This is a genomic window from Streptomyces sp. NPDC057271, assembly GCF_042668715.1.
In the GTDB taxonomy this organism is placed as follows: Bacteria; Actinomycetota; Actinomycetes; order Streptomycetales; family Streptomycetaceae; genus Streptomyces.
Genome location: NZ_JBHUYJ010000054.1, coordinates 28,839 through 52,219, shown reverse-complemented (window position 1 = coordinate 52,219; position 23,381 = coordinate 28,839). Strand labels below are relative to the sequence as shown.

The 23,381-nt window shown below is 70.1% G+C and carries 15 protein-coding genes; 5 read left to right on the top strand and 10 right to left on the bottom strand.

What is annotated here, in order from left to right; genetic code table 11:
• Positions 1 to 507: transposase family protein (locus tag ACFUJR_RS23790; protein ID WP_383450695.1), on the top strand; the 507-nt coding region annotated here is incomplete at its 5' end.
• A 120-nt stretch (positions 508 to 627) separates the two neighbouring features.
• On the top strand, positions 628 to 774 hold the full coding sequence (locus ACFUJR_RS23785) for a hypothetical protein (protein WP_383450693.1): 147 nt from the start codon (positions 628 to 630) through the stop codon (positions 772 to 774).
• Positions 775 to 1,568: 794 nt separating this feature from the next.
• Here the strand turns inward: ACFUJR_RS23785 and ACFUJR_RS23780 are convergent.
• From ACFUJR_RS23780 to lanL, 5 genes are all read right to left on the bottom strand, one after another.
• The gene (locus ACFUJR_RS23780; protein WP_383179128.1) at positions 1,569 to 1,805 is read right to left on the bottom strand and encodes a hypothetical protein; all 237 of its coding nucleotides are present in this window, start codon (positions 1,803 to 1,805) and stop codon (positions 1,569 to 1,571) included.
• A gap of 137 nt (positions 1,806 to 1,942) precedes the next feature.
• Positions 1,943 to 2,815: an ABC transporter permease gene (locus tag ACFUJR_RS23775; RefSeq protein ID WP_383179125.1), complete on the bottom strand. Its 873-nt coding sequence runs from the start codon at positions 2,813 to 2,815 to the stop codon at positions 1,943 to 1,945.
• A complete protein-coding gene (locus tag ACFUJR_RS23770) occupies positions 2,812 to 3,882 on the bottom strand; it encodes an ATP-binding cassette domain-containing protein (RefSeq protein WP_383179131.1) in 1,071 nt (356 codons plus the stop codon). The genes ACFUJR_RS23775 and ACFUJR_RS23770 overlap by 4 nt, the downstream gene beginning before the upstream one ends.
• 323 nt (positions 3,883 to 4,205) lie before the next feature.
• Positions 4,206 to 4,361: a VenA family class IV lanthipeptide gene (locus ACFUJR_RS23765; RefSeq protein WP_164877874.1), complete on the bottom strand. Its 156-nt coding sequence runs from the start codon at positions 4,359 to 4,361 to the stop codon at positions 4,206 to 4,208.
• Between the two features lie 40 nt (positions 4,362 to 4,401).
• The gene (gene lanL / locus ACFUJR_RS23760; protein ID WP_383179122.1) at positions 4,402 to 7,125 is read right to left on the bottom strand and encodes a class IV lanthionine synthetase LanL; all 2,724 of its coding nucleotides are present in this window, start codon (positions 7,123 to 7,125) and stop codon (positions 4,402 to 4,404) included.
• A 931-nt stretch (positions 7,126 to 8,056) separates the two neighbouring features.
• On the opposite strand from lanL, the gene ACFUJR_RS23755 reads away from it, so the two are divergent.
• The gene (locus ACFUJR_RS23755) at positions 8,057 to 8,605 is read left to right on the top strand and encodes a DUF4262 domain-containing protein (protein ID WP_383179119.1); all 549 of its coding nucleotides are present in this window, start codon (positions 8,057 to 8,059) and stop codon (positions 8,603 to 8,605) included.
• Positions 8,606 to 8,646: 41 nt separating this feature from the next.
• Here ACFUJR_RS23755 and ACFUJR_RS23750 read toward each other — a convergent pair whose 3' ends face one another.
• The 3 genes from ACFUJR_RS23750 to ACFUJR_RS23740 all read right to left on the bottom strand — a co-directional run bounded on the left by ACFUJR_RS23750 (position 8,647) and on the right by ACFUJR_RS23740 (position 19,893).
• The gene (locus tag ACFUJR_RS23750; protein WP_383179116.1) at positions 8,647 to 10,239 is read right to left on the bottom strand and encodes an ISL3 family transposase; all 1,593 of its coding nucleotides are present in this window, start codon (positions 10,237 to 10,239) and stop codon (positions 8,647 to 8,649) included.
• A 784-nt stretch (positions 10,240 to 11,023) separates the two neighbouring features.
• On the bottom strand, positions 11,024 to 18,358 hold the full coding sequence (locus ACFUJR_RS23745) for a LamG-like jellyroll fold domain-containing protein (RefSeq protein ID WP_383169633.1): 7,335 nt from the start codon (positions 18,356 to 18,358) through the stop codon (positions 11,024 to 11,026).
• Positions 18,359 to 18,834: 476 nt separating this feature from the next.
• Entirely contained in the window at positions 18,835 to 19,893 is a 1,059-nt protein-coding gene (locus ACFUJR_RS23740) for a hypothetical protein (RefSeq protein ID WP_383169635.1), read from the bottom strand.
• A 139-nt stretch (positions 19,894 to 20,032) separates the two neighbouring features.
• Here ACFUJR_RS23740 and ACFUJR_RS23735 point away from each other — a divergent pair, with 139 nt between their 5' ends.
• Both ACFUJR_RS23735 and ACFUJR_RS23730 read left to right on the top strand, forming a co-directional pair.
• On the top strand, positions 20,033 to 20,341 hold the full coding sequence (locus ACFUJR_RS23735) for a transposase (RefSeq protein ID WP_383169637.1): 309 nt from the start codon (positions 20,033 to 20,035) through the stop codon (positions 20,339 to 20,341).
• Complete coding sequence (locus tag ACFUJR_RS23730; protein WP_383169639.1) at positions 20,338 to 20,949, top strand: IS3 family transposase; 612 nt, start codon at positions 20,338 to 20,340, stop codon at positions 20,947 to 20,949. The genes ACFUJR_RS23735 and ACFUJR_RS23730 overlap by 4 nt, the downstream gene beginning before the upstream one ends.
• Before the next feature lie 136 nt (positions 20,950 to 21,085).
• Here ACFUJR_RS23730 and ACFUJR_RS23725 read toward each other — a convergent pair whose 3' ends face one another.
• Together ACFUJR_RS23725 and ACFUJR_RS23720 are read right to left on the bottom strand one after the other, a co-directional pair.
• Positions 21,086 to 21,778: a transposase family protein gene (locus ACFUJR_RS23725; protein WP_383169688.1), complete on the bottom strand. Its 693-nt coding sequence runs from the start codon at positions 21,776 to 21,778 to the stop codon at positions 21,086 to 21,088.
• 506 nt (positions 21,779 to 22,284) lie between these two features.
• Positions 22,285 to 23,316 (bottom strand): hypothetical protein, encoded by a 1,032-nt coding sequence (locus ACFUJR_RS23720; protein WP_383169640.1) that lies wholly within the window; start codon positions 23,314 to 23,316, stop codon positions 22,285 to 22,287.
• Positions 23,317 to 23,381 lie beyond the last annotated feature (65 nt).

The window sequence follows — 23,381 nt, the reverse complement described above, 5'->3', positions numbered from 1 at the left end:
GACTGGAACTACACCCTGCGGCCCGAGCCCTACGCCGAGATCAACGAGGCCCCGGACCCGTTCGACCAGCCCAGCCCCGATCTCGCCTGGCTACAGCATCCGGCAATCACCGGGCTCACCGCGGTCGAGTGGGACGCCCTGATCGCCCAGCTCCTGGCTCTCCACGACGCCCAGCGCGAGGGCGAACTCGACAAGCGGCGCGGTCACCGGCCCCGCATCAAGGGCGACGGCACCACCGGCCGCCGCCCCATCCTCACCCTCGGCGACCGCCTCCTCGCCGTCCTGCTCCACCAGCGGCTCGGCCTCCCGCAAGTCACCGTCGCCCGGCTCTTCGGCGTCACAGCTGAGACCGTCAACCGCCGCATCCGCGACGTCCGCCAACTCCTCCAGGCAGCCGGGCACACCGTTGAACCCACCGAAGCCCGACTGGCCGACCTGGACTCCCTCCACGACCTCGCGACCAGCCACGGAATCACCATCGCCACAGAGGTCAAGACTGCGGGTTAATGATCTGCAAGCCCTTAGCGTTTTCGCAGGTCACGCAAGTGCTCCTGGAGACCATGGTGTTGCTGCGTAGAGGCCGGGGCCGAGCTTGTGGATGAGCCCGCTATCGGCCCATCTGGAAAGTTGCCGATACCTCGTGTCGAGACGGATGTCGCCGAAGCGGGCGGCGATCTCTGCGACTCTCCAGAGTCGGTTCGGGTCGTCCTGGAGCAGGGCAAGAACGTGGTGTCGGCGGCGCCGGGCGGGTGCGGTGTGCCGGTCATCGCGTGAGACCGCGGGCAGCGGTGGTTGTTCGGGAGCGGGTTCGAGGATGGTGATGGCGAGGCGGGTGACACTGATGCTGTGGTCAGGGCGGCCGTCGTCACGTCGCTCGCTGTAGCGGGACATCGGTGACTTGACCTTGCGGGTGCTGACCCGGTGACGCCGCGGCGGCAGAAGACGGGCCAGGACCTGCAGACCGATCCGACGTCACCCATGACGCCCCACAGCGCCAGCCTGTGCGTGCGAATGTATCCAGCAGCCTGACGGTGGTCCTACCTCGAACACAGCTGTTTCGCGGACGGGTTGTGCCTGATTTCGGATGGGTGTAGCTCTCCGGAGCCGCACCCATCTGGCACCGGTCCTATCGCGCATATTCGGGGCAGGGCCCGCCCGTGCGGACCAGTCGGTCTACCTACGGCCGGCATGGTCGACTCACTGTGCTCCACCAGGGGACGGTATGAGTGAGTCGATGCTCAGGCACGGTTCGCAGAAGACGTGGGGGAGCTGAACATGCTCCTCCACGTCGATGCCACGCTGTGCCTGCCCCTGTACGCGAAATGGATGCGCGGTGTTCCCGACATCCACGCATGGCTCACCGGCCCTGCGATCGGCTGCCGCGGCTCACGTCTTGTCCCGACCGTGGCGAGCGGCTTCCCCGGCTTCGGCCAGTACCGCCCCCGGGCAGACGGCACCGGCTACGTGCCCTGGGCCCTCCAGGTCCTCGAATTCCGCGACGACCGGATCAGCGGCATCACAGTAGAGGTCGGAGTCCTTGGCGAGGCGGCAGCGGGTGCGGCCGTCGGTCAGGGGTTCTGGTTGACCGGGTCGGAGGCCAGGCGTGCGGTCACCGCCGTCAGCCATATGAGGCCAAGGCCTGCTCCGGCTGTGAAAGCCAGGACGGAGGCGGCGGAGGGCGCGAAGCCGGCGAGGACGGCGACGGGGACGAGGCCGCGAGGCCACGGCCCACCCGGAGTGGTCCCGGTCGGCGAGCGGACGGCACGCGGGGCGCCCGCATCGCGCGACGAATCGAGGTCCCACATGGCCCACACCTCCAAGACCGGGGACACTGTCGGCGACTTCCGGCTGCCCGGCAGGCCCCTCGCCAGCCGCGCGTGCCGGTGGCCCCCGGCGCGAGACTCAAGGCCGTTCAGGGCGATCGCGATCCGCTCGGGTGGGGTCATTCGGGGCGGCTGAAGCGCCGGGTGGCGTAGAGCAGGGCAAGGACGCCGGCGGTGAGGAGGGCAGCGGCTTCGAGGAGGAGCGGGGGCTGGTGGCCGAACCATTCGATGCCTGCCGCGGTCGCCTGGTCGGGCACGCGCAAGGCGATGGAGCGGCGCAACAGGTCCACGCCGTAGGCGAGGGGGTTCAGGGCGGCCAGCCCGCGTGCCCAGCCGGGGAGGTTGTCGAGGGGGAAAAAGCCGCCGGAGAGGAAGAGCAGCGGCATCATCACCAGGCCGAGGAGCATGTGGAAGAGCTCGGCGCGGCCGAGGCTGACGGCCAGGGCGAGCGCGAGGGCGGTGATGGTGAAGGAGGCCAGGATCATGCCGGCGAGGAGCAGGGCCAGCAGCAGCGGGTCGTAGGGCAGGCCTACCGCACCGGCCAGGGCCAGGAGGACAGCGCCTTGGACGGTGGCGACCACGGTGCCGCCCGCGCAGTTGCCCAGGAGCAGGGTGGCCCGGCTGACCGGGGCCATCAGCAGTTCTCGCAGGTATCCGCTCTGCCGGTCGGTGATGAGGCGGATGCCGACCATGATGGCGGGGCTCTGGACGGTCATCATCAGCATGCCGGGGAAGAGGTACACCTGGTAGCCCACGCCGAGCGTGGCGGTGGGGATCAGGGTGGCCAGACCGCCTCCGAGGATGAAGAGGTAGAGCACCGGCTGAATCAGCATCAGTGCGGTGTGGGTGCGCTGCAAGGACAGGCGCAGCAGGTCGCGGTGGACCAGGGCGTGGATCGCGCGCAGTTCCCGGCGCAGGCGGGTCGGGGGTGCCGGAGGCGGGTCGGCGTGGTCGTCGGGGTTTCCCGGCGCGGTGACGGCGGGGGCGGTCACAGGTCCTCACCCGCCGTCTTGGGTCCTGCGGTGTGGATGCTGCGGCCGGTGTGGTGGAAGAAGACGTCGTCGAGGGTGGGCGGGGTCGCGGAGGCGGCCCGGACGGGGATGCCCTCAGCGTCGAGTGCCGCGCACAGGCGGGGGATCCAGGAGCTGCCGTCGGGCAGGCGCAGGCTGATCCCGTCGGCGCCGAGGGCCGTACGGGTGCCCGGCGGTGCGGCGCGGCGCACGACGCGGTCGGCGGCAGGGTCGTCGTGGGTGCGCAGGACCACCCGGTCGTCGCCGATGGCGGCCTTCAGGGCGGTGGGCGCCCCCTGTGCGACCAGGCGGCCGGCGTCGATGATGGCGAGGCGGTCGCAGTTCTCGGCCTCGTCCAGGTAGTGGGTGGTGATGAAGAGCGTGGTCCCCTGCCTCTCGCGCAATTGGCGCAGGTAGTCCCAGACCTGGGCACGCGCGTGGGGGTCGAGTCCGGTGGTGGGCTCGTCGAGGAAGAGGACCCGCGGCTCGTGGAGGAGGCCACGGGCGAGTTCGAGGCGGCGGCGCATGCCGCCGGAGAGGGTGCGGACCGGGGCCCGCTGCCGGTCGCCGAGGCCGAGGGCGTCGAGGGTCTCGGTGGTACGCCGTAGGGCGTCGCGGCGGCTCATGCCGTACAGCCGGGCGTGGACGCGCAGGTTCTGCTGCACGGTCAGTTCCATGTCGAGTGCGCTGTGCTGGAAGAGCATGCCGACCTGACGGCGGACCTGGTCGGGGTGGGTGAGGACGTCGACGCCTGCCACCGTGGCCGTTCCGGCGGTGGGGCGGGCCAGGGCGCACAGGAGGGAGATCGTGGTGGACTTCCCCGCGCCGTTGGGGCCCAGGAACGCGAAGGTCTCGCCTTGGTGTACGTCGAGGTCCAGGCCGCGCACGGCGGGGGTGACGCTGCCTTCCGGGCCGGGGTAGCTCTTGCCCAGGCCTCGGGTACTGATGGCGTACGGCCCCCGGCCGGCGGGCCGCGCGCCGTCCGGGGCCGTGGCGGAGGTCGGAAGGGGCGCCCGTGCGGGGGCACCGGCACCGGCGTGCGGCTGCATGGTCACTCGGGTCCTCGTCTGCTGGGTGTCGTCCACGGACTTGGGCGCGCGATACGCGAGAGAGGCGGTGCGGTGCTCGGGGGCGGGTGCTTCGTGCCCCATAGAGGCGGGGCCGGATGCTCCGGCCGGTGGCTGCCGCGGGGGCGGCCACCGGCCGGAGGTCGGCCGGGATTCCTCGTGCTGCCCTGATCGGATTGGCGATGCGGCCGCAGGCGCACTGGGTGTCGCTGGCCTACGGGTGACCGGCGTTCAGTGCCTCGTCAGCAGCGGAGCGGTTGACGAGGCCGCCGGGCGGTATCGGATCCGAGGGGGCTACGGCCTGGTCAGGCGCAGCTGATGCCGACGCAGACGGTGTTGAGGAGCGTGAGCAGGCCGACGCACGCACACGTGTCGGCGAACGCGGCTCCGTCGGCGCCGATCGGGTCGGTCTCCGGAAGGGCGTGCAGGTGAGCCAGCAGTTCGAGGTCGCGGTTCTCCATGACTTTCTCCTTCTCTTGATGGTGTCGACAGGGGTTCCTGTCAGCCCGGCTGCTGGATCGTCCAGAGCCGGGAGTCCGTGTGGCGGGTCCGCAGGAGGAACGCCAGGATTCCTGCGGACCCGTCGCTCCAGCCCGTCGAGATGTCCCCGTACTCGTTGGGGAAGACGACGTGGCCGTCGCGGTGGATCTGTTCGGCGGTAATGAGGCGGGCCAGGGCCTCGGCCGACGCATGGTGGGCGGGATCGCCGGTGGCGGCGGCCATGTCGAGGAGGAAGTCGCCGTTGCCCGCCAGGCCGTGGCATTGGGCGAGGGGGGCCCGGGAGGCACGCTCCATGACGGCCCTCGTCGCGCCCAGGGCGAGGCCGCCGTACCGGTCGTCGCCGGTGGCCTGCCACAGCCGGAGCAGGAAGGAGCCGATTCCTGCCGAACCGTGGCACCAGTACGGGGCGGTGGGCACGTCACCGGCGCAGGAGGGCCACTGTGCCGCCTCGCCGACCGTCAGGGCGGTGGGCACGTCACCGGCGCAGGAGGGCCACTGTGCCGCCTCGCCGACCGTCAGGGCGGTGGCCGCCAGCGCGTCTCCCGCTGCCAGGGCCAGGTCCCTGTATTCCCGACGGCCCGTGACGGCTGAAGCGGCGAGCAGGAAGCATCCGATGCCGGCCGTCCCGTGGGCGAAGCCGAGATAGCGGTCACCGGCGCTCCCGGTGACCACTTCGGGAGGCGCGGGCCAGCTGACACCGGACGGTTCGGGCGTCGCAGCGGCGGTCAGCGCGTCGGCCGCCTCGACGACGCGTTCGGCGAATCGCTGGTCCTCGGTGCGCTGCCAGAGGTGGGCGGCGGCCAGTCCGCTCCCCGCCCGGCCGTGGGTGATGTCGTGGTGGGGTGCCGGTTCCTGGGGGGCCAGGGCCAGGGCCGTCGCGTGCTCGAGGAGCGCGCGGTCGTCGAGGACGCGGCCGGCTTCGTACAGCGCCCAGGCTGTCCCCCGGCCGCCGAAGTGCAGGCCGGCTCGCGTGGAGCGGGTGTCCGTCCGCGCGGCTATCCAGTGCCCCGCGGTGGAGAGCACCTCCGGCAGGCGCTGGTCACCGGTCAACTCGAAGTACCGGGTCAGGACCGCGAGGACACCGGCGGCGCCCTGCTGCACCGTGCACGGGTCGGTCTCTCCCGCCATGGTGGACACCGGCCACAGGCGGCGTTCGTCCTGCGGGGTCATCGAGCCGATGAGGTGGTCCACGATCCCCGCCACCGCGCCCTGCGTCGCGTCGGAATGCGGGGCCCGGTCGGCCGGGCCCGCAGCGGCCCGGCCCGGGAGTCCCCGTACGGCCCGGCGAAGGGCAGCGCCGGCCCGGTCGGGGTCCCAGCGCTCGGCGGGATCGTCACTCATCAGCCCGAGGATCATCTCGGGCAGACCGTCGGGCAGTCGCAGTAGTTCGTCGCAGGCGGCCAGCCACTCGGCGAGCCGCTCGTGCTCGGTCCTGACCGCGGGCTCCTCGGGCAGCAGGCTGGGGACCTTCCCGGTGAGGACGAAGCACACGGCGGCACCCAGGCTGTAGTAGTCGGCCGTCGGCGAGACCGGAGCGCCCGCCAGCCGCTCGGGGGCACTGAATCCGGGGGTCCCCACCGTGGTCGGGAGCGGGACGTCGTCCTTGAGGACGGCGAGCTCCAGGTCGATGAGGCGCAGTTCGCCGTCGGGCCGGACCATGATGTTGCCGGGCGTGAAGTCCCTCAGGACGCAGCCCAGGGCGTGGGCCGCGGCGAGGAGGTCCACCAGACGCCCTGCTTGGGCCAGGGCTTCGGCGCGGTAGCGCTCGCCGCCGACGTCGCGGAAGCGCTCGGCGACCCAGTTGCGCAGCGGGACACCCTCGATCTCCTCCTCGGCCAGGAACAGGTGTCCGCCGTGCTCGAACACGGCGAGCAGCCGCGGAGCCAGTCCCGTGCCGTCGAGGAACTCCAGAACCCGGGCCTCGACGCGCAGCCAGTCCCGCACGTCGGATCCGGAGGCGTCGGCTTCCACGTGCGGCCGGGCCTCCTTGATGACCACCGGCGCGTCCGCGGTGACGTCCGTCCCCCGGTAGACGCCGCCCTTGTTCGTGTGGCGGATCGCCTCCCGTACGGAGAAGCGCCCGCCCAGCAGGACTGGGCCCGTCGCGGCCGCCTCGGGCGGGGCGACCACGGCGGTGGGGAAGGGGCTCACCGCCCAGGACGGAGGGGAGTAACGCCCGGTGCGCACGTCTTCCACGGGGTTGCCGTCCGGGTCCTCCATGTACCACACCAGCAGGCCCGAGTCCGACAACCGCTGCCGGCCGACGAACGCCCCGTAGCGGTAGTGCACCAGGCTGTCCACGGCGTAGGGCTGGTCCGACAGGATCCGAGGGCCGGCGAGTCCCTTCGTGGCCCGGTGCAACTCCAGCGCGACATCGGCGGCGTCGGCGTCGGAGCGGGGGTAGACGGTGATGAACTTGCCGGAGCTACCCCTCGGAGTGGCGCGGGAGTTGAGCGCGCCCACCTGTTCCAGGGAACGGGCGAACTTGAACACGCAATCCCGGAGCAGCAGCACGCCCAGGGACTTGGCCAACACCGCGGGAGCGGAGGCGGACGTCGCCGACACGTGCAGCTTCCAGCCCTGCATGCGCTGCGCCGCGGAGGCCGGCGTGAGGCGGCACCACGTCGCATCCGTATCCACGGTCCACCGGGCGGTCTGACCTGTTGCGTCCAGCGCCCGGCCAAGAAGGTTTTGGAGATCGACTTCGCTTGCCTGGCTCGTCATGCCCATCCTCTCCACCGCGGGGACCGCAGGTTGGACTATGCCTTCGGAACGTATCGACCGGGCGTGCCCACGTCACCCGGCGCATCGAGCGCACTGTGGCATCCACGGCGCTGGACGGTTTCGGACGGCGCGGCGCACGGAGTGCGCGGGGGCGCATCCGGATGTGAATCCTCGAAGCTTCGGCGGATTGTCCTGCAGTCGTCATCTGCTGAAAGCAGCATTCATTCTGGATTGAGGTCCTGTCGATCCCGGATCGAAAATCTTGCCGCCGTGAATTCGGATCGCACGCCCAGGCATCTGACTCCTGTACGGACAGTGAAAAGCCATACGGCCGGCGGCGAACATGACCGCCGGTGCCGCACTGCCTGCGAAACCCTTTAACAGGCGCCAAACCCTGTGTCCGCCCCCGTTCAGCATGCCGAACGCCAAGGGAACGTGGGTTCGGGGCGCGTCTTGGCGGCGCCATCGGGGCGACGCTCCGGTCCCAAAGCTTCGTCGCCGAGCAGCCCGTAGTAAAGGGTTCTATTTCGCCACTTTATTGACCAGCTATGGAAGGTGACAGGCCCCACCGTCGTGAATTGTGATCACAGTCCTGGGCTGCACTCGAACGAAATCTCCAGTGCCCGATATTTTCGTGCGGTCGTGACGGTTTGGCTGAAAACCGCAATGTCGGACCCTCGTTGGCCGATCGAGAAGGGTGCAGCCGACAGGGCGTCAGATTCAGAAGAGGAGTGAGGCGACTGGATTGTCCGCAGGGGAAAGGTGTGGCCATTGCGGCAGCCGTAGGACTTTCCTGGATGGCTTTGTTCATGAGAACCGGGTTCTGGCACAGATCTTGGGGAGCCAACGCGGAGGGTGATGGCGCTGTTCGATTGAGAGCGGTCCAAACCCCGGTGGCTCGACGTGAGGGCTCACCTCGTACCCTCCGCACATGACTGATGATCCGTTCCAGTGCCGCTGTGTCCTCTGCCATGACTACGGCGACCGGGACGAAGCGGACCGCATGGATCTGACGGTCATCGAGCATGTTCAGCAGCACGGATGGCACGTCGTGATGGTTCCCGAAGACGAGATCGGTCCTGGATTCGCCTACACGATCGGCCTCGCGCACACGCACGGCGGACCTGAACTCGCCATGTTCGGGCTCGATCTCCACGCCATGCACCGCATGCTCAACACCCTCGGAGGGAAGTCCGCCTCGGGTGAAGCACTGGCGGACGGCCAGAGCCATCCTGATGTTGTCGCTGGTCATCGAGTCACGCTCAGGCAGGTTGATCGCGGTTGGCACCGGACCTTTTTCGGGCAGGCCATCGGGTTCTACCGGCGGCCGCCTCTCCCCGTGCTGCAGGTCGCGTGGCCTGATGCTGAGGGCCGTTTCCACTGGGATGAGCAGGCTGACGAGAGGCATCGCGAGTCACAGCCTCAGTTGTGGCTGCCTCCGAGTGACCATCCTGTCGGAATCTGGACGAGCGAACTCTGATCTGGGACGCGGCGGGTGCGAGCCGGCACCCGGGTGATGCGCTACTGAAGCAAGACCATCTTGCGTAGGAGTTCGAATCCGGCCCGACCGTAGAGCTGCCGCTTGATCTTCTTGATGCGGTTCACGGCACCCTCGATGCTGCCGGAGCTCCAGTCGAGAGTGAGCCCGGCGGTCACGGCGTCGAGGTCTCGGAGCAGGCGGAGTGCGAAACCGGTGAGCCCGGGCAGCTGGCTGGCGTCTAGTGCGTCGATCCAGGCAGGGAGTGTGGCGCCGAGGCGGTCGGTGAGGATCTCTCCGAAGCCGCGGACATGTCCGGCGGCCGTGTCCAGTTCAGGGCAGCGGGCCAGGACCTCCTTCAGGCCGACGCGGTCTTCCTCGGTCAAGGTCGTGGGGTGGCGGGTGAGCCAGCCGGTCACCTGCCGCACCGTCGGCGGCCGGGGCGGCGCCTCGGAAGGAGCTCCGCGCAAGGTGGCGATGTGGGAGCGGGCCATGCCGTACGTGACCGGGGCGTGCTCGGCGACCAGTTCGCCATGCAGTCGGGTGACACTGGTGCATCCCTCGGCGAATCGCCTTTCCAGGTAGGGCTTGTAGGGGTCCAGCCTGCTGGGCCGGGGCGGGTTCTCGCGGATGGTGTCCTGCCAGCGTACGGCGTTCGCGTACCGGAGCACGGTGTTCAGGCCCCAGCCCAGGTGCCGGGCGATCGCCCGGCGTGAGTGGCCCTGGGCGAGCATCTCGTGGACCAGGGTGTGAGCGGCCTTCTTGCGCTCGGCCCGCCGGCCGACGGGGTCCGAGTCGTCCGGCGGCCAACCGGAAGTTGGTCGGGTGCCCTGCGGCAGCATGCCGCTGGGCGACGGATTGCGCACGCAGTCGCGGTGGGCGGCGACGCAGGTCTCCACGGCCCGGCCGAGGCCCTGCCACAGATGGAACCGGTCGGCGACTTGCAGAGCGTCGGGGGCTCCGCGCCGGGCGCCCTCGGCGTAGGCGCCTGCCCGGTCTCGACAGATGATTTCCACGCCGGGGTGGCGGACCAGCCAGGCGGCCAGCGGCCCGGCTTCACGCGTCGGGAGGATATCGACCACGCGATGGTCTTCGACGCTGGTCAAGACGGTGGAGTAGGTCTGGCCGCGACGGATCGCGAAGTCGTCCACGCCCAGCACACGCGGCGTGCTAAACCGTGGATCGGGCAGTGTCATGACCCTGCGTAACAGGGTCATCCTTCCCGCGCCGAATCCCAGCTGGGCGGCCAGCCGCGCGCCGGCCCGCCCCGCGAGGGCAAGCCCAACCCGCTCCAGGGCGTGGTTGAGCCGCGTGGTGAACCGTGCGTACGGGGCGGCCAGCCGCGAGAACGGCTCGGCGAACGTCCGGCGCGGACACTCCGCCGACCCGCAGATGAAGCGTCGGACCGTCAGCCGGATCACAAAGCCCTGCTCAGCGAGCGGAAGGTCCTTCAGCCTGCGCTGGTAACGGTCGTGGATTCGGTCCGAGAAGCGGCCGCAGTCCGGACACGCCGCCGCGGCCGCGCGGCCTCTCGCCGCCACCTCGACCGTGCCGAACGCGGCCGTAACCGCCTCGACATCCACCTCGTCGATCCCCTCGAACACCAGCGAGTCCCAGAACGGTGCGTCGGTCTGCATGGCCAGCACCATCACCGTCCACAGCCGACCAGAGGAACGGACGGAATACACCTGAGGGAGCGTCACTTCCGGCTGTCAGACGCCAAGGCGTACGCCGTCTCGCACGAGCCAGTCCCTCGCAATCGAACATCGAGGTAACGCTCCGCGACGGCTCCCCAAGATCTGTGCCAGAACCCGGTTCTCGTGAACAAGGCCAAGCGAATCCCCGCTCTGGGGGCGATCACTATGCTAGGGGCTGTATCGAGTGCCGATCATGAGTTCGCGGTCGGGCCGTGGAGCGGTGCGCAGCTGTCGCCGACGGAGGTGTTGTCGCTGATTGCTGCGGTCTTCGAGTCTGCCTGGGTACGCCGACGGGCGGGGACGGGCTGATCCGTCCCCGCCCGTCGGCGCGTGTGTTCGATCGCTGTCGGCGCCCGGTCCGGCGGTGTGCGGCCTGAGCGTGCGGGCCGGTGCCGTCGGCGGCGGGTTCGATCGTGCGGCACTTGACAATCACGACGACGATCAGGACGACCTGGAGTGGGCCAGCTATGCGGCCGCGTGACGACGGTCCGTCGCTGGGCGGCACGTTTGCCCGTCGCCCTTCACGGCCGCGCGGTCGTCGGGTCCGGGGTGAGGGACGGGCGGCGGTCGCATAGGGCCGAAAGGTCGGCGGCGTACGCTGCGAGCCGCTCGCGCAGCACCCGCTGGGTCCTGACGGTGAGGTAGAGGACCTGTTGCCTTGTTGCCGGGGCGGTGCGAACGAGGCGGACCCGGCCCTCCGGGGTGCCTGAGGGCCGGGCGGGAGTCAGTTCTCCATGCCGAAGTAGCGGGTGAGGTAGTCGATGATCTCGGTGGCGTGGGGCAGGAGCTCGGGCAGCTGGGTCGCGAGGACCTCCCGGGTGGCGGTGGCAAGGGCGCCGGTGGTGGTGGCGGCCGGGCGGACGTACGGTTCGAGCCGCTTGATCAGTTCGTAGTTGCTGTCGATGTTCTCGGCGCGCATCGCCTTCTCCAGCGGCGGTGCGCCGGGCGGCGGTACGGGGGCGAGGACGCGGCTGACGTAGGTGACGCGGTGCAGGACGCGCCAGCACGGGGGCTTGGCGGAGTTCTGCCGGGCCTGGCGGAGGGCGGCGGCGTCAGGGGCGGCGCTGTTGGAGAGCCAGGTCGGGTCGACGACCTTGTGGTAGAAGTCGTCGAAGTTGGCGCTGTTCTCGCCGAGGTAGAAGGTGAGGAAGCGGTAGGCGTCGACCTTGCCGGGCACCAGCACGGGTTTGCCGGCGGCGTCGTAGACCGGCTTGCCGTTGCTGTCGCGGCGCTGGAGGTCGCCGGAGGGCGCGCACTGGACGTCGAGGCCGAAGGAGCGGGAGGCGTCCTTGGCCTTGGCCCGGGTGACGCTGAAACCGCCGCCCACGGAGGCGTCGAGGCTGCCGAACCATCCGAGACCGAGGGCGCCGAAGCTGCCTTCGAAGCTGGCGCCGAACGAGCCGCTGAAGCTGTACGAGCCGGAGGTGGTCTCGCTGACGGCGTCGGTGGCCTCGGTGGTCTCGGCGAAGAAGCCGCCCTGGGCGGTCCAGACGTAGGTGTTGGCCAGGTCCCGGTGCGAGAAGCCGGTCGCGGCCGCGCTGCCGGAGGTGCCGCGGCTGGTCTCCTGCTGTCCGCCGGAGACGCCCATCGAGCGCAGCACCGACTGTGCCTGACCCTCGGTCGGGTCCGTGTGGTGGGTCTCGGTGGAGACGGACTCGTAGAAGGCTTCCAGGCGCTGCTGGTCGCGGGTGATGCGGCGCTTGAGCGCGTAGGCGTCCCGGGGCTTGAAGTAGCTGTACTCGCCGTACGCGGTGGCGGTGGGGTAGTCGGGGTCGGTGACCTTGCCGCGGTCGTCGATGCCGACCGCGCCGTCCAGGGTGCCCTGCTTGGTGTAGCGGGGGTTGATCGGGAAGTGGATGATGTTCCAGTCCAGCGGGATGTCGGGGTTGGGCAGCATCCGGTAGGCGACCAGGGCGCCGGTGTGCGCCAGGCGCAGCGCGAAGACGTCGGCGGTCTGGGACTGGACCAGGGCGGTGCCGGTGTTGGCGGGCACGTACCGGCGGCCGATGGCGCTGTTCAGCACCTTGGCCGCGTCCTCGGTGTACCCGGTCAGCGCCAGCTTCGTCCTTCGGGCGGTGTTCCTGCCCTGGCTGACCTTGGTGTCGGTGCTCCAGGTGTTGGCGAACTCCAGGCTTCCCTTCCCGCCGATCTTCATCTGGCCCTCGGCCAGCGGGGACGCGGTGCCGAAGCCGAGCGGGGCGGTGATCGTCAGGACGCTGGCGTCGGTCTCGACGCCGAAGGAGAAGTTGAAGGCGGCGTTGACGCTGCGGGTCCTGCTGGAGGAGAGGCTGCGCACCACCTGGTCGGCCTCGGCGAACTCCACGGAGGAGGCGCCGGCCCAGCCGTCGGCTTTGTCGGTGAGGTTCTCGGACGGCACCGGCGGGGCGCCCTCGACGTAGCCGACGAGCTGCGGGTCGAACTGGGCCTGGCCGACCCACTCGGTGGTCAGGTCGCCGACCTTGTAGCCGGTGACCAGGTGCCAGCGGCCGTCCCGGACGAAGGCGTAGCAGCGCTTGAGCACGCCGAGCGCCTCGCCCTTGGCGTCGTACTGGAGATCGGCGTACTCGGTGACGGCGGGTGCGCCGGCGATGGTGTCGTGGAAGGGGGTGCGGACGTCGGCGAGGGCCGAGCGGACCTGGGCGGTGTCGGTGGAGACGGGCGCGGTGGAGAGCAGGGTGCGCGGTCGCTTGGCGGAGAAGCCCAGGCTGTTGCCGCGCAGGCCCTCGTCCCGGACGGACGTGCTGCCGGGCTCGGTGGAGTCCCGGTCGAACGGCCAGTAGCCGAGCAGGTCCTGCTTCTCCCCGCGCAGGCGGGTGAACAGGTTGTCCTGGATCTGTTCCTGGGTGCGGACGGTCCGCCAGATGCGGACCTCCTCCAGCGTGCCGGTGAGCAGGTCGACCGGCTTGCCGTCCTCCAGCCGTGCGCCCAGGGTGAGTTGGGGGTCGCCCCAGGCCGCGGTGGTGTCCTGTGCGGTCAGTGGTGCCTCGGAGAGCGGCTCGCCGTTGCGGTACAGCCGCAGCGGGCTGGCCAGGGGGTCGACGTCACGGGTCCAGCGGGCGCCGCGCAGCTTCGCCGGGAAGGTACCGGACACGTCGAGGGTGACGTTGCCGGCGTTCTCGTTGAACGCCCAGCGCGCCAGCAGGCCCTTCTCGCGCGAGGTGACCGGCAGCCCGAGCCGGGCCTGCGGCCGGGCGGAGTTCCACAGCCGCAGCTCGCACAGCACGCCGGTCAGTCCGCGGCCGATCACCACCTCGCTGTTGTTGGCCTGCGCGCCGGGGCCGCTGTACACGAAGCTGCCGACGGCACCGCCGTCGAGGTAGAAGCGGATCTCCTGCTCCGGCTGGACCGCGTTCGTGGTCGTCTGGGTAGTGGTGGGCACTGCGGGCTTGCGGCGCTCGCGCACCACGGTGATGCGCTGGAACGCGCCGGGCGTGACGGCCCGGTCGGAGGTGTAGCGGACGGGCTTGCCGTTCGCCTCGGCGAAGGCGAATTCCACCAGGCCATCGGCCCGGATGCCCAGGTGGTACGGGACGCCGTCCCGCCCGCCGTCGACGGCTGTGCCCTTGGTGAGCAGGCCGATGGGCGTGCCCAGCTTGTCGATGCGGACGAAGGCCTCGACGGTGAGGTCCTCCAGCACGTCGAGTGCGGGTTGCGCGGCCACCGACAGGCCCTCGCCGCCGTCCAGGCTCAGTGCCCAGGACTGGGTGAAGGTGGCGGCGAGGTGCGCCCACTCGTTGCAGGGGAAGCGCTCGCCCGACTTCAGCACCCGGTCGCCCACCCGGGCGGTCACCTGGTAGCCCTTGATCGGCGAGGCCGGGCCGCTCGTGCCGGGGAAGGTCCAGTACCCCAGCAGGCCGGGTTCCCGGCCGGAGAGGCGCTGGTGGCGCTCGGCGGAGATCTCCTGCTTGGTGCGGGCCCGGCCGAAGACCCGGACCTCGTCGATCTGGCCGTCGAGGTAGTCGCCGCTGAAGGGGAAGTGGCCCAGGACCAGAGGACCGTTGCCGGTGTAGGCCCCGGTGGAGGTGCGGCGGGCGACCTCGACGCCGTCCCGGTAGAGGATCTGCTCCCGGGTGGCGTTCTTGTACACAGCGGCCCAGTGGTGCCACTCCAGGTCCGGGTATGCCTGAGTGGTCTTCATGTCGTCGCCGTACAGCGAGAAGTAGAAGGTCTCGTCGGGGTGGAACCACAGGTGCAGGGACTGGTCGACCCGGCCGGCCGTCGCGCCGTGGAACAGCAGCGGCTCGACGCGGCCCCGGGACTGGTTGCGCTTGGCCCACAGCTCGATGGTGAAGTCCCGGTTCGCCAGGTCGAGCGAGGGAGTCAGCTGGGCCTTGGTGCCGTTAACGAACTGCCAGGCCGGCAGGGCGGCCGGGGTGAGCGCCAGGGAGTAGCCCGATCCGTCCGTCCTGGCGTGGACGATCCGGCCCCCTCCGGCCTCGGGGTTGACCCATGCCTCCAGACTCAGGTCACCGGTCGGGGCGATGCTCTGCTGCTTGCCGGCGGGCAGGGTCAGATACTGCTCCTTGCCGTCGAACAGGAAGGCCCGGCCGGGCATCTCGGCCCGCCATCGGCAGCCGCGCCCGGTGATCGCCGCCTTGGCGGTGCCGTTGGGCACGGATTCGACCCCGCCCGTGCTCAGCGTGACCAGGCGGGAGCCGGCGGAGAGCAGCACCCCGGGACGGGAGGACTGCGCCCGGGCCCAGTCGTAGCCGACCAGGCTCACCTTGTCGCCGGACTTGGCCGGGACGCTCTTCGCCTTCAGCTCCAGCGACTTGGCGCCGATCGGGGCGTCGGTGGCCACGGCGTAGCCGGTGCCGCCAATCTGCAGGTGGGCCTTGGCCGGGACGGCGACGGTGGTGGGCGTGGTGAGTTCGACGGTGCTGCCCGTCACCCGGGCGACCGCGCCGAGCGTCACCGGGCGGCCGGGGCTGCCGACCAGCGCGGCGGCCATCTGCTCGGCCCTGCGCGGCAGCGAGCGCCAGGTCTCGGTGTCCGCGCCGACGGTGATCGTCAGGTCGCAGCGGCCGGGCGCGTCGCCGTCGCTGACCGTGATCGTGGCGCCGTCCAGGGGAACGGCCGGGTCCCGGGCGAGGAAGCCGATCGTGCCGGTGTCCCCGGCGAGCGTCCGGGTGCCGCGCAGGACGGCGGTGTCGTAGTACGCGGCGAAGAACTGGTCGTCGGCGCCGCGGAAGTACAGCACGAGGTTGCCGGTGCCGCTGTCCAGCAGCGCGGGCCGGTCGGTGCCCCGGGCGAACTCCAGCAGGCCGCCGGTCAGGCTCAGGCCGGTGTTGTCCACCGCGAGCAGCGGCATCGCGACCGTGAGGTCGTCGTCGCCCTGGAGCGCGCCCGACAGCTTGGCCAACTGGCTTCTGGCATCGGCGAGTTCCGCCTGCTTGGAGGTCAGGTTGAGCTGCAGCTCCGCGATCCGCTGCTGGGCCTTGAGCGCCTCCTGGAGGAGGGCGCGGGCAGTGTCCAGCTGCGCCTTGGCCGCGAGGTACTGCACGTCCACTCCGGAGCGCATGGCCACGCGGGTCATCCGGAACAGGCCCGAGTCCGCCTTGAGGCACTCGGCCGACTGCACCGCCGAGGCCAAGTAGTACGTGGAGGGGGAGCCGATCGCGAGCCGGCTCGCCCGGTTGACGATGCGGACGTACTCGCCCTCGGCGATCAGCTGGAACTGCGCCGACCGGTTGCCCGGGGTGCGGGCGATGGTGTCCAGCCTCTCGTTCTCCGCCAGGGAGTTGTTCAGGACGCGCACGTCCTTGTCGTACTGCGCGAAGGACAGCCAGTAGCAGGGCAGGCCGTCCTGGCTCTCGCCGACCGCCTCCACCCGCCAGGTCCAATCGGGGCGCTGGTCGTGGAAGAGCACCGGGGCGCCCTGCTGGCTGGCGTTGGCGGTGACCAGCCACTGCAGCTTGTAGGCGGCGCTGTTCACTTGTACCGTGCGCGGCGTCTTGAGCTCGATCCGGTAGGTCCAGGAGGTGATCAGGTCCTTCTCGGCGAAATAGCGCTGCTCCAGGGCATCGAATCCCGGCTTGAGCCGGTCGTGCTCCGCCTGGTACTCGGCCAGCCGCCCGGCCGCGCCCTTCAGCCGGTTGATGTCCGCCTCGATGACAGCGACCTCCGGCTCCAGCCGCTTGACCAACTGCTGCAGGGTGCTGACCTGCTCCGAGTCCTGGCCCCTCGTCGGCCGCTTGAGCACCTGCGGGTCCAGCACGTCCGGCACCTGGGCCAGCCGGCCGTCCCGGCCCACGGCGAAGTCCAGGGCGGCCACGGCAGGCTCCTGGCCGTACTTGGCGGCGAAGGCCAGCATCACCCGGGCCTGCCGCTTGGCGGGCTTGGGGTCGGCGCGGTAGCCCGCGACGACGTTCTCCTGCTGGTGGTAGAGCAGGGCCGACATGCCGGAGACCACCGAGCGGCCCTTGAGGGTGAAGCTGTCGCGCCGCACCCCAGGGTGGTCGCCGACCGGGGCGTCCGAGCCGGTCCACCGCGAGTTGCCCACGAGCGTGGCGTGCCCGGCGTGGTCGCTCTGGTCGTGGGCGGTGGTGCCGGTGCCCTCGTCGAAGCGGTAGTAGGCCACCAAGCCCGGCTCGTTGCCGATCAGCCGGTTGTTCAGGTCCGTGGTGAGTTCGGCCTGGGAACGCACCCGGTTCCATATCCGCAGCTCGTCGAGGTCGCCGTTGAAGAAGCTGTCGGTGCCGCCGGAACTCCGCCTGCCGACCAGGGTGTTCACGCCGGTGACCGGGGTGAACGGCAGTGCCGCGCTACCGGCCTGCTTGCCATTGACGTACACCTTCGCCGTGGTGCCGTCGAAGGTGGCGGCGATGTGGGCGTAGCTGTCCGCCGTGAGCGTCTCGGTGGAGGTGAGCGTTGTCGGCGCCCCGTCGTGGCTGAGGAACACCGCGCCGTTGGCGTCCACGCCGAACAGGTACTCCCCGCCGCGGCCCAGCACCGGGCCGTCGAGGGCGGCGGGTTTGACCCACGCCTCGATGGAGTAGGGCTTCCCGCCGAAGTGCAGCGGCCCCCGGTTGCCCAGGTCGAGGTGGGCGTCGACGCCGTCCAGGCGCAGCGCGGTCTCCGCATGGCCCTCGCTGCCGGTCACCGGCACCAGCTCGCGGCCGGTGAAGGGGCAGGTGCCGGGGCTGCGCTCGAACACCGAGTCCCGGTAGGCCACATCCGGGCTGGTCCAGAAGCGGGTGCCCTGGGTGTTGAACAGCCCCTGGGCGCCCTGCTCGACGTTGAAGCTGTCGACCCGCCCGGTGGCGTCGTTGTGGGCGAACAGCTGCCAGCGCTGCACGTTGGAGACGGCGGTCGGCACCAGGACGGCGGCGAACCGGCCCTGCGTCAGGTTCCGGACGAAGGACAGCTCCTGGGTCGGCTCGTGGAACGGGCGGCCCTCCATGTCCTCGGTGCCCAGGCTGTCCTTGGCCGACTCCGGGCGGGTCGCGTGCCGGCTGCGCTTGAAGCGCACCTCCAGCACCGGCTTCAACTTGCCGTCCACCAGCACGAACCGGTCGACGAGCAGGGTGTCGCGGACCAGCGGCACCTTCTTCGCGCCGCTGAGCACGTAGTCGGCGCGGGACGCGTCCCCCGAACTGCCGCCGCCGGTCAGCTTGTACACCGCGTCCGGATGCGTCTCGCCGACCGACTGCCGCAGCACCACCACGTAGGTGCCGTCCGACAGGACGTGGAACGGGGCGTCCGCCGTCAGCCGCGCCGTGCTGGACTGGAACGGGTCGATCTCCGCGGCCGTCGGCCGCTCGCCGGCACCGGCCTCCGCCCCGCCCCGCTTCACCGTCGGCATCGCCGTCGCGCCGACCACGGCGTACCCCACCTCGGAGATCTCCCGGGGGAAGGCCACCTCGGCCGGGTTGTCGCTCCAGTACGCCGAGTCCACCTCCCCCTTGGCCGCCGGACCGGACAGGTCCAGCACCGTGTAGACGATCCGGCGGGAGGCGTCCATCGCGAACGCGATCGTCGTGCCCTGGTGCCGGATCATCGTCACGTGCCGGTATGACCGGTCCCCGTACTTCTTGAGCAGGGAGTCCTGAGCTGCCACTGTTCCCCTTCCGGGCGCATGGAACGCCGCCCCCGGTCCATGCAGTCCGGGGGCGGCGTCGAGTGTGCGGATCTCTCCTGGCGGAGCGTCAGCGAGTCTGGCATGTGCGTTCGAAGTGAAGAGTCGGTTCCGGAGCTACTCCTGCCATACACGGCTTGAACACACTATGGGCGTGGCCTGACTTCGCTTGTCCGACTACGTGGAGGAGGCTCCCCGGGCTCGTACAGGTGAGCTCGACGACGCGCGCGGGCCCACCCTTCCAGCGGTGGGGACCGCGGTGGCGACGACGGCACTGTCGGGTTGTTCCGGGGTGGGGGCGGCGGTACAACGGGCGCGGGCCTGGGCCCAGGCGGTGTCAGCGGCGGGGAAGGCGAGGGGGATGATGCCCGGGAGGACTGTGAGGTGTTCAGCGATACCGGGGCGATGGCGGCCGGCTTCGACAAGGGCACAGGCGGGGGCGTAGAAGTGGTGTCGGCCTACTTCGGTGCTCCAGGCCCGGCCGGTGCAATTGCCCGGTCCCCGCCAAAGTGAAACGACGCACCGGCCGGCTCCGGACCGCCTCCGCCCCGGCGAGATCCCGGACCGGATGGACCACCGGCGCCTGTTTGTGCTGGTGGCAAGGGGGTTGAGGTCCAGGCTGTTGCTGCGTAGAGGCCCGGTCCGAGTTTGTGGATGAGCCCGGTGTTGGCCCATCGGGACAGCTGCCGATACATGGTGTGCAGGGTGATGTTGCCGAAGTGGGCGGCGATCTCCGCAGGTCTCCACAGGCGGGCCGGGTCGTCGTGCAGCAGGGCGAGGACGCGATGACGTCGGCGCTGGGCCCGGACGGTGTAGCGGTCGTCTCGGGAGGCCGTGGGCAAAGACGGCTGTTCGGGGCCGGGTTCGAGGACGGTGACGGCGAGGTCGGTGATCGTGCAGCTCCGGTCAGGGCGGCCGCCGTCGTGTCGCGCGCTGCAGCGGGACATCGGCGACTTGTCCTTGCGGGTGCTGGTCCGATGACGGCGGGGCGCAAGGAGGCGGGCCATCACCCGGCGGCCGATCAGTCCGAGGCATCCGTGCTCATCGGGAACGATCCCGACGGCCTGGACGACCTGGTCACGGGCGGTCTGGAGAGCCACATTGAAACAGCAACGATCGGGGTCGGTGCCGGGGACGGACTCGGCGGCCTCGACCATCACGGCCCGTAGGGCCTGGTAGAGCGCGAGCAGGGCCCACATCTCCTGTTCGAGGCCGGCCTGGTCGCCCGAGCGGAGGTTGCGACCGGCCAGGATCGTGTGGCGGAGCGCGTAGTACGCGCTCTCGTGTTCCCAGCGCTCGTGGTAGAGGTCGATCAGCGCCGCCGCGGGATGTCGATGGGCGTCGGTCAAGGTGGTGACCAGCCGGTAGGAGCCGGTGAAGACGGTTCCGTCGGCGCAGGTCACCGTGATCTCGGCGTCGATGACCCGGACGTTGACGGTGCCGATCACCGACAGGTAGGAGCCGTCGTCGAGGCGGGCCAGGACCGGGGTGCGGCGGTTGCTGTGGAGTCGACCCAAGACCTTCGCGCCGGTCGTAGTCGCCTGGGCGAGGAAAGCGCGTTGGCGTCGAAGCCCTTGTCCCACAGCACCTGAAGCTTCCCCTTGATCGTGGACACCTGGAGACTGGGATCTGAGGTTCCAGAGGAAGTAGTGCCAGGTGGGTAGCAAGTACACGAAGCGGTACTCGGACGAGTACAAGCGGGACGCGATCGAGCTCGTGCGGTCGTCGGGCCGGACGGTGACCGAGGTCGCCTGGGAACTCGGGATCAGCTCAGAGTCCCTGCGAGGCTGGGTGAAGAAGGCCCGGGCCGCCCAGGACAACGGATCGGGATCCGGCGCCGTGCGGGCCACCGACGACCGGGACGAGGAACTGAAGCGGCTGCGGAAGCTGACGGTAGAGCAGGCGAAGACGATCGAGATCTTGAAAAAAGCGACCGCCTTCTTCGCGAAGGAGAGCGACCGGTGAGCACGATATGCCGGTTCATCCACGCGGAGAAGGCGAACTACACGATCGTGCTGCTGTGCGAGGTGCTGAAGACCGCCCGGTCCACGTACTACGCGTGGGTGGCCGGAGCCGAGGCCCGCGAAGCGAGGCGACGGGCGGACGAGGCCCTGGCCCACGAGATCACCGTGATCCACATCGCGTCCCGGCGGAACTACGGCGTCCCGCGCGTCGCCGCCGTACTGCGCCGGCAGGGCCCGGTGGTCAACCGCAAGCGGGTGGAGCGGGTCATGCGGGAGAACGGCATCGCGGGGAACGGCCGACGCACTGGACGCCGCAGCCTGACCAAGGCCGACACCAGGGCGGTCCCGTCGCCGGACCTGATCGGCCGGGACTTCACCGCTACCCGCCCCGGAACGAAGATCGTCGGAGACATCACCTACATCCCCACCGCCGAGGGCTGGCTCTACCTCGCCTCGTGGCTGGACCTGGCCACGCGCGAGGTGATCGGGTACGCGATGGCCGACCACCATCCCGTCGGGTGTGGTGGCGGTGCAGCCGGCGGAACACGTCGAGGCGGGCCTCGCGCACGTTGCCCCAGGCTTTTCTGCCCTGGAGTGTTTCGCGTTTGAAGGTTGCGCTGAAGGACTCTGCGAGCGCGTTGTCCGCGCTGGACCCGATCGCGCCCATGGTCTGGCGGACACCTGCTGACCTGCAGGCTTCGGCGAATGCCCGACTCGCGTATTTGGACGGATTCAATGAGCTTCTTCAGCGTTGCCGCTCCAGCGTGAGGATGGCCTTGGCGATTGACGTCATGCGGTTGGGGCTGCACCGGGACCTGCGGAAGATCCGCCAGGACTTCAGGCTCGCGACACCGCGTTCCACGGGCGCTCGTGCTGCGGCCAGCGCCCGGTTGAGGGTCTTCTCGGTGGGAGTGAGTTCCTGGAGTGGCTTGCGTTTGATGCCGGTCGTCAGCCACGGTCCTGCGCCTTGGTAGGCGAGGTCGGCCAGGATGGGAACGCCCTGGCGCTCGCAGATCCGGATGATCCGGTGGGCGCGGGCGGCGGTCAGGTTGTGTGTGCGGCCCGGCAGGGCGGGCGAGAGCCACAGCAGCCGGCCGTAGGGGTCGGTGACGAGCTGCACGTTCACGCCGTGGCGCCGGTGTTTGTGGGAGTAGTCGGCCCGGCCGTCGCCGACCCGGTCGCACTCGGCGAGGGTGCCGTCGAGCAGGATGAAGTCGGGATCGTGCTCGCGCAGCGTCTTGAGCAGGCCCGGTGCTCGTTCGGTGAGCAGGTCGACGACCGCGCTGGTGTAGGCGTGGGCGGTGGACTCGCTGATTGCGAACCCGGCGGCGATCTTCGCCAGAGTGGTGTGCTCTCGTAGGTACACCAATGCCACCATCGCCCGCCGGGACGGACGGAGTTTGCAGCGCCGGTCGCCCTCACGGGTGACCATCAGCATGGTGACCCACTCCACGAGTGCATGCGGCAGGATGCATGACCAACGAGGCCCCCGAGCAACGTGACGGAGACGTCAGACATCTCGATCAACAGCCCGGGGGCCTCTCTCGTTGCGCTTCACGGCCCATCACCCGATCAGTGGACAACTCGAAGAAGCTCACTGGCCGCCGCTGGCAGCTGCAGAGGCCGGAGCACGCCCTGCCAGATCGCCCTCAAGTCCGGAATCCGGGTGAACTCCGATCGCCCTGTCCGTAACTCGCCCCAAGGCCCCGCCCTGGCGAGGGTGGGGTCTTGGGACGAGTTACCGATGGTGGGACTCGGGTCCGGTCTGGCGTTTCGAGTGGGGTACGGCGAGGGCTCTCGGCGGCCCAGGGCCTCAGATGTTCGTCGGGTGTGCGTCAGGGGTCGCACGTAGTGCCCATAGTGCGCGTAATGCACGTTGATCTTAAGCCCGTTTTGCGCCCTGCATGCCTCTGATCTGCTGTTTTCCTTAACCTGTTCTTGGCTCTACATCTTTTCGATGACGAACAACGGCGAGGTGGGCGGCATCAGACCGGCCGCGACCTGCTGGCTCACGGTGCCCGCGTTCGCCGGGTCGTACTCGTCCGGCACGGGGGTGTAGCCCGTCGAGCCGGAGGCCTCGACCGGCACCATGTTGCTCTCGCGGCCGCCGACACCGGGCTCGGTCCAGGCGCCGTCGTACCACTTCCGCCAGGAACCCGGCGCCATCTTGCCGGAGATCGGGGCCCGGGCCACGTGCGCGTGGAAGGCCTTCCAGCCGCCGCCCTTCTCCACGATCCGTGAGCCGTAGTAGACGTAGAAGTATCCCGAGGCGATGTCGACGAACAGGTGCGGATCACCGTCGCCGTAGTGGTACGTCTGCTGCGGGAAGGCCGCCGTGTCACCCCGCTTCGTACTGTATGGAGACGTGATGACGTGCGACGTGATGCGCCAGGTCCGTCCCTGGTCGGTGGAGACCGCGGAGTCGATCCCGTCGTAGTGGACGCCGTCGCCGAAGGGCTGCGGGGTGAACTCGTTGTGCACCAGGCCGTACCAGGCGCCGGTGTCCGGGTCGACCCACACCCCCGCCAGATCGCAGAAGTTCCTCTGGGAGTAGCCCGACCCGGCGGGCGGCGCGGTGGACTCCAGGCCCGTGGCGCTGTTGTTGCAGCGCCAGGTGGTGTCGTTGTTCCTGTCGTTGCTGTTGGCGGGGTCGACGGCGTCGCTGATCGCGCTCGACCGAGTGGCGGTGTCGAAGTCGGTACCGGTGTAGAACGTCCAACGGCGGGGCTGGGTCGCCCCGTAGAGCGCATGGGCCTGCTGGAAGTAGAAGGTGCCGTCCTTGTCGAGGTAGGGGGCGGCGGGGGTGTCGTCGGGGTGGGTCCAGGAACCCTTCGAGCCGACCGTGACGGTGTAGGTGGCGGCTGCGGCCGGGGTGTCCTCGGCCGACGGCGCCCCGGCGGCGACGCCACCGCCGCCGGTCAGGGTGAGGGCCAGAGCGGCAAGAGCCGTGACCAGGATGGATCTTCGAGCGGACATGCGTACTCCTCCCCGGGGCGGCGCGCGAGCCCGCGTCGGCCGCCCGTCGCGGAACCAGGCGTACC

Bases quoted from the DNA above. Each gene is read 5' to 3' on its own strand.
- ACFUJR_RS23780 (WP_383179128.1), bottom strand. From the start codon at position 1,805: ATGTGGGACCTCGATTCGTCGCGCGATGCGGGCGCCCCGCGTGCCGTC.
- ACFUJR_RS23770 (WP_383179131.1), bottom strand. From the start codon at position 3,882: ATGCAGCCGCACGCCGGTGCCGGTGCCCCCGCACGGGCGCCCCTTCCG.
- ACFUJR_RS23765 (WP_164877874.1), bottom strand. From the start codon at position 4,361: ATGGAGAACCGCGACCTCGAACTGCTGGCTCACCTGCACGCCCTTCCG.
- lanL (WP_383179122.1), bottom strand. From the start codon at position 7,125: ATGACGAGCCAGGCAAGCGAAGTCGATCTCCAAAACCTTCTTGGCCGG.
- ACFUJR_RS23755 (WP_383179119.1), top strand. From the start codon at position 8,057: ATGACTGATGATCCGTTCCAGTGCCGCTGTGTCCTCTGCCATGACTAC.
- ACFUJR_RS23750 (WP_383179116.1), bottom strand. From the start codon at position 10,239: ATGCAGACCGACGCACCGTTCTGGGACTCGCTGGTGTTCGAGGGGATC.
- ACFUJR_RS23725 (WP_383169688.1), bottom strand. From the start codon at position 21,778: ATGCTGATGGTCACCCGTGAGGGCGACCGGCGCTGCAAACTCCGTCCG.
- ACFUJR_RS23720 (WP_383169640.1), bottom strand. From the start codon at position 23,316: ATGTCCGCTCGAAGATCCATCCTGGTCACGGCTCTTGCCGCTCTGGCC.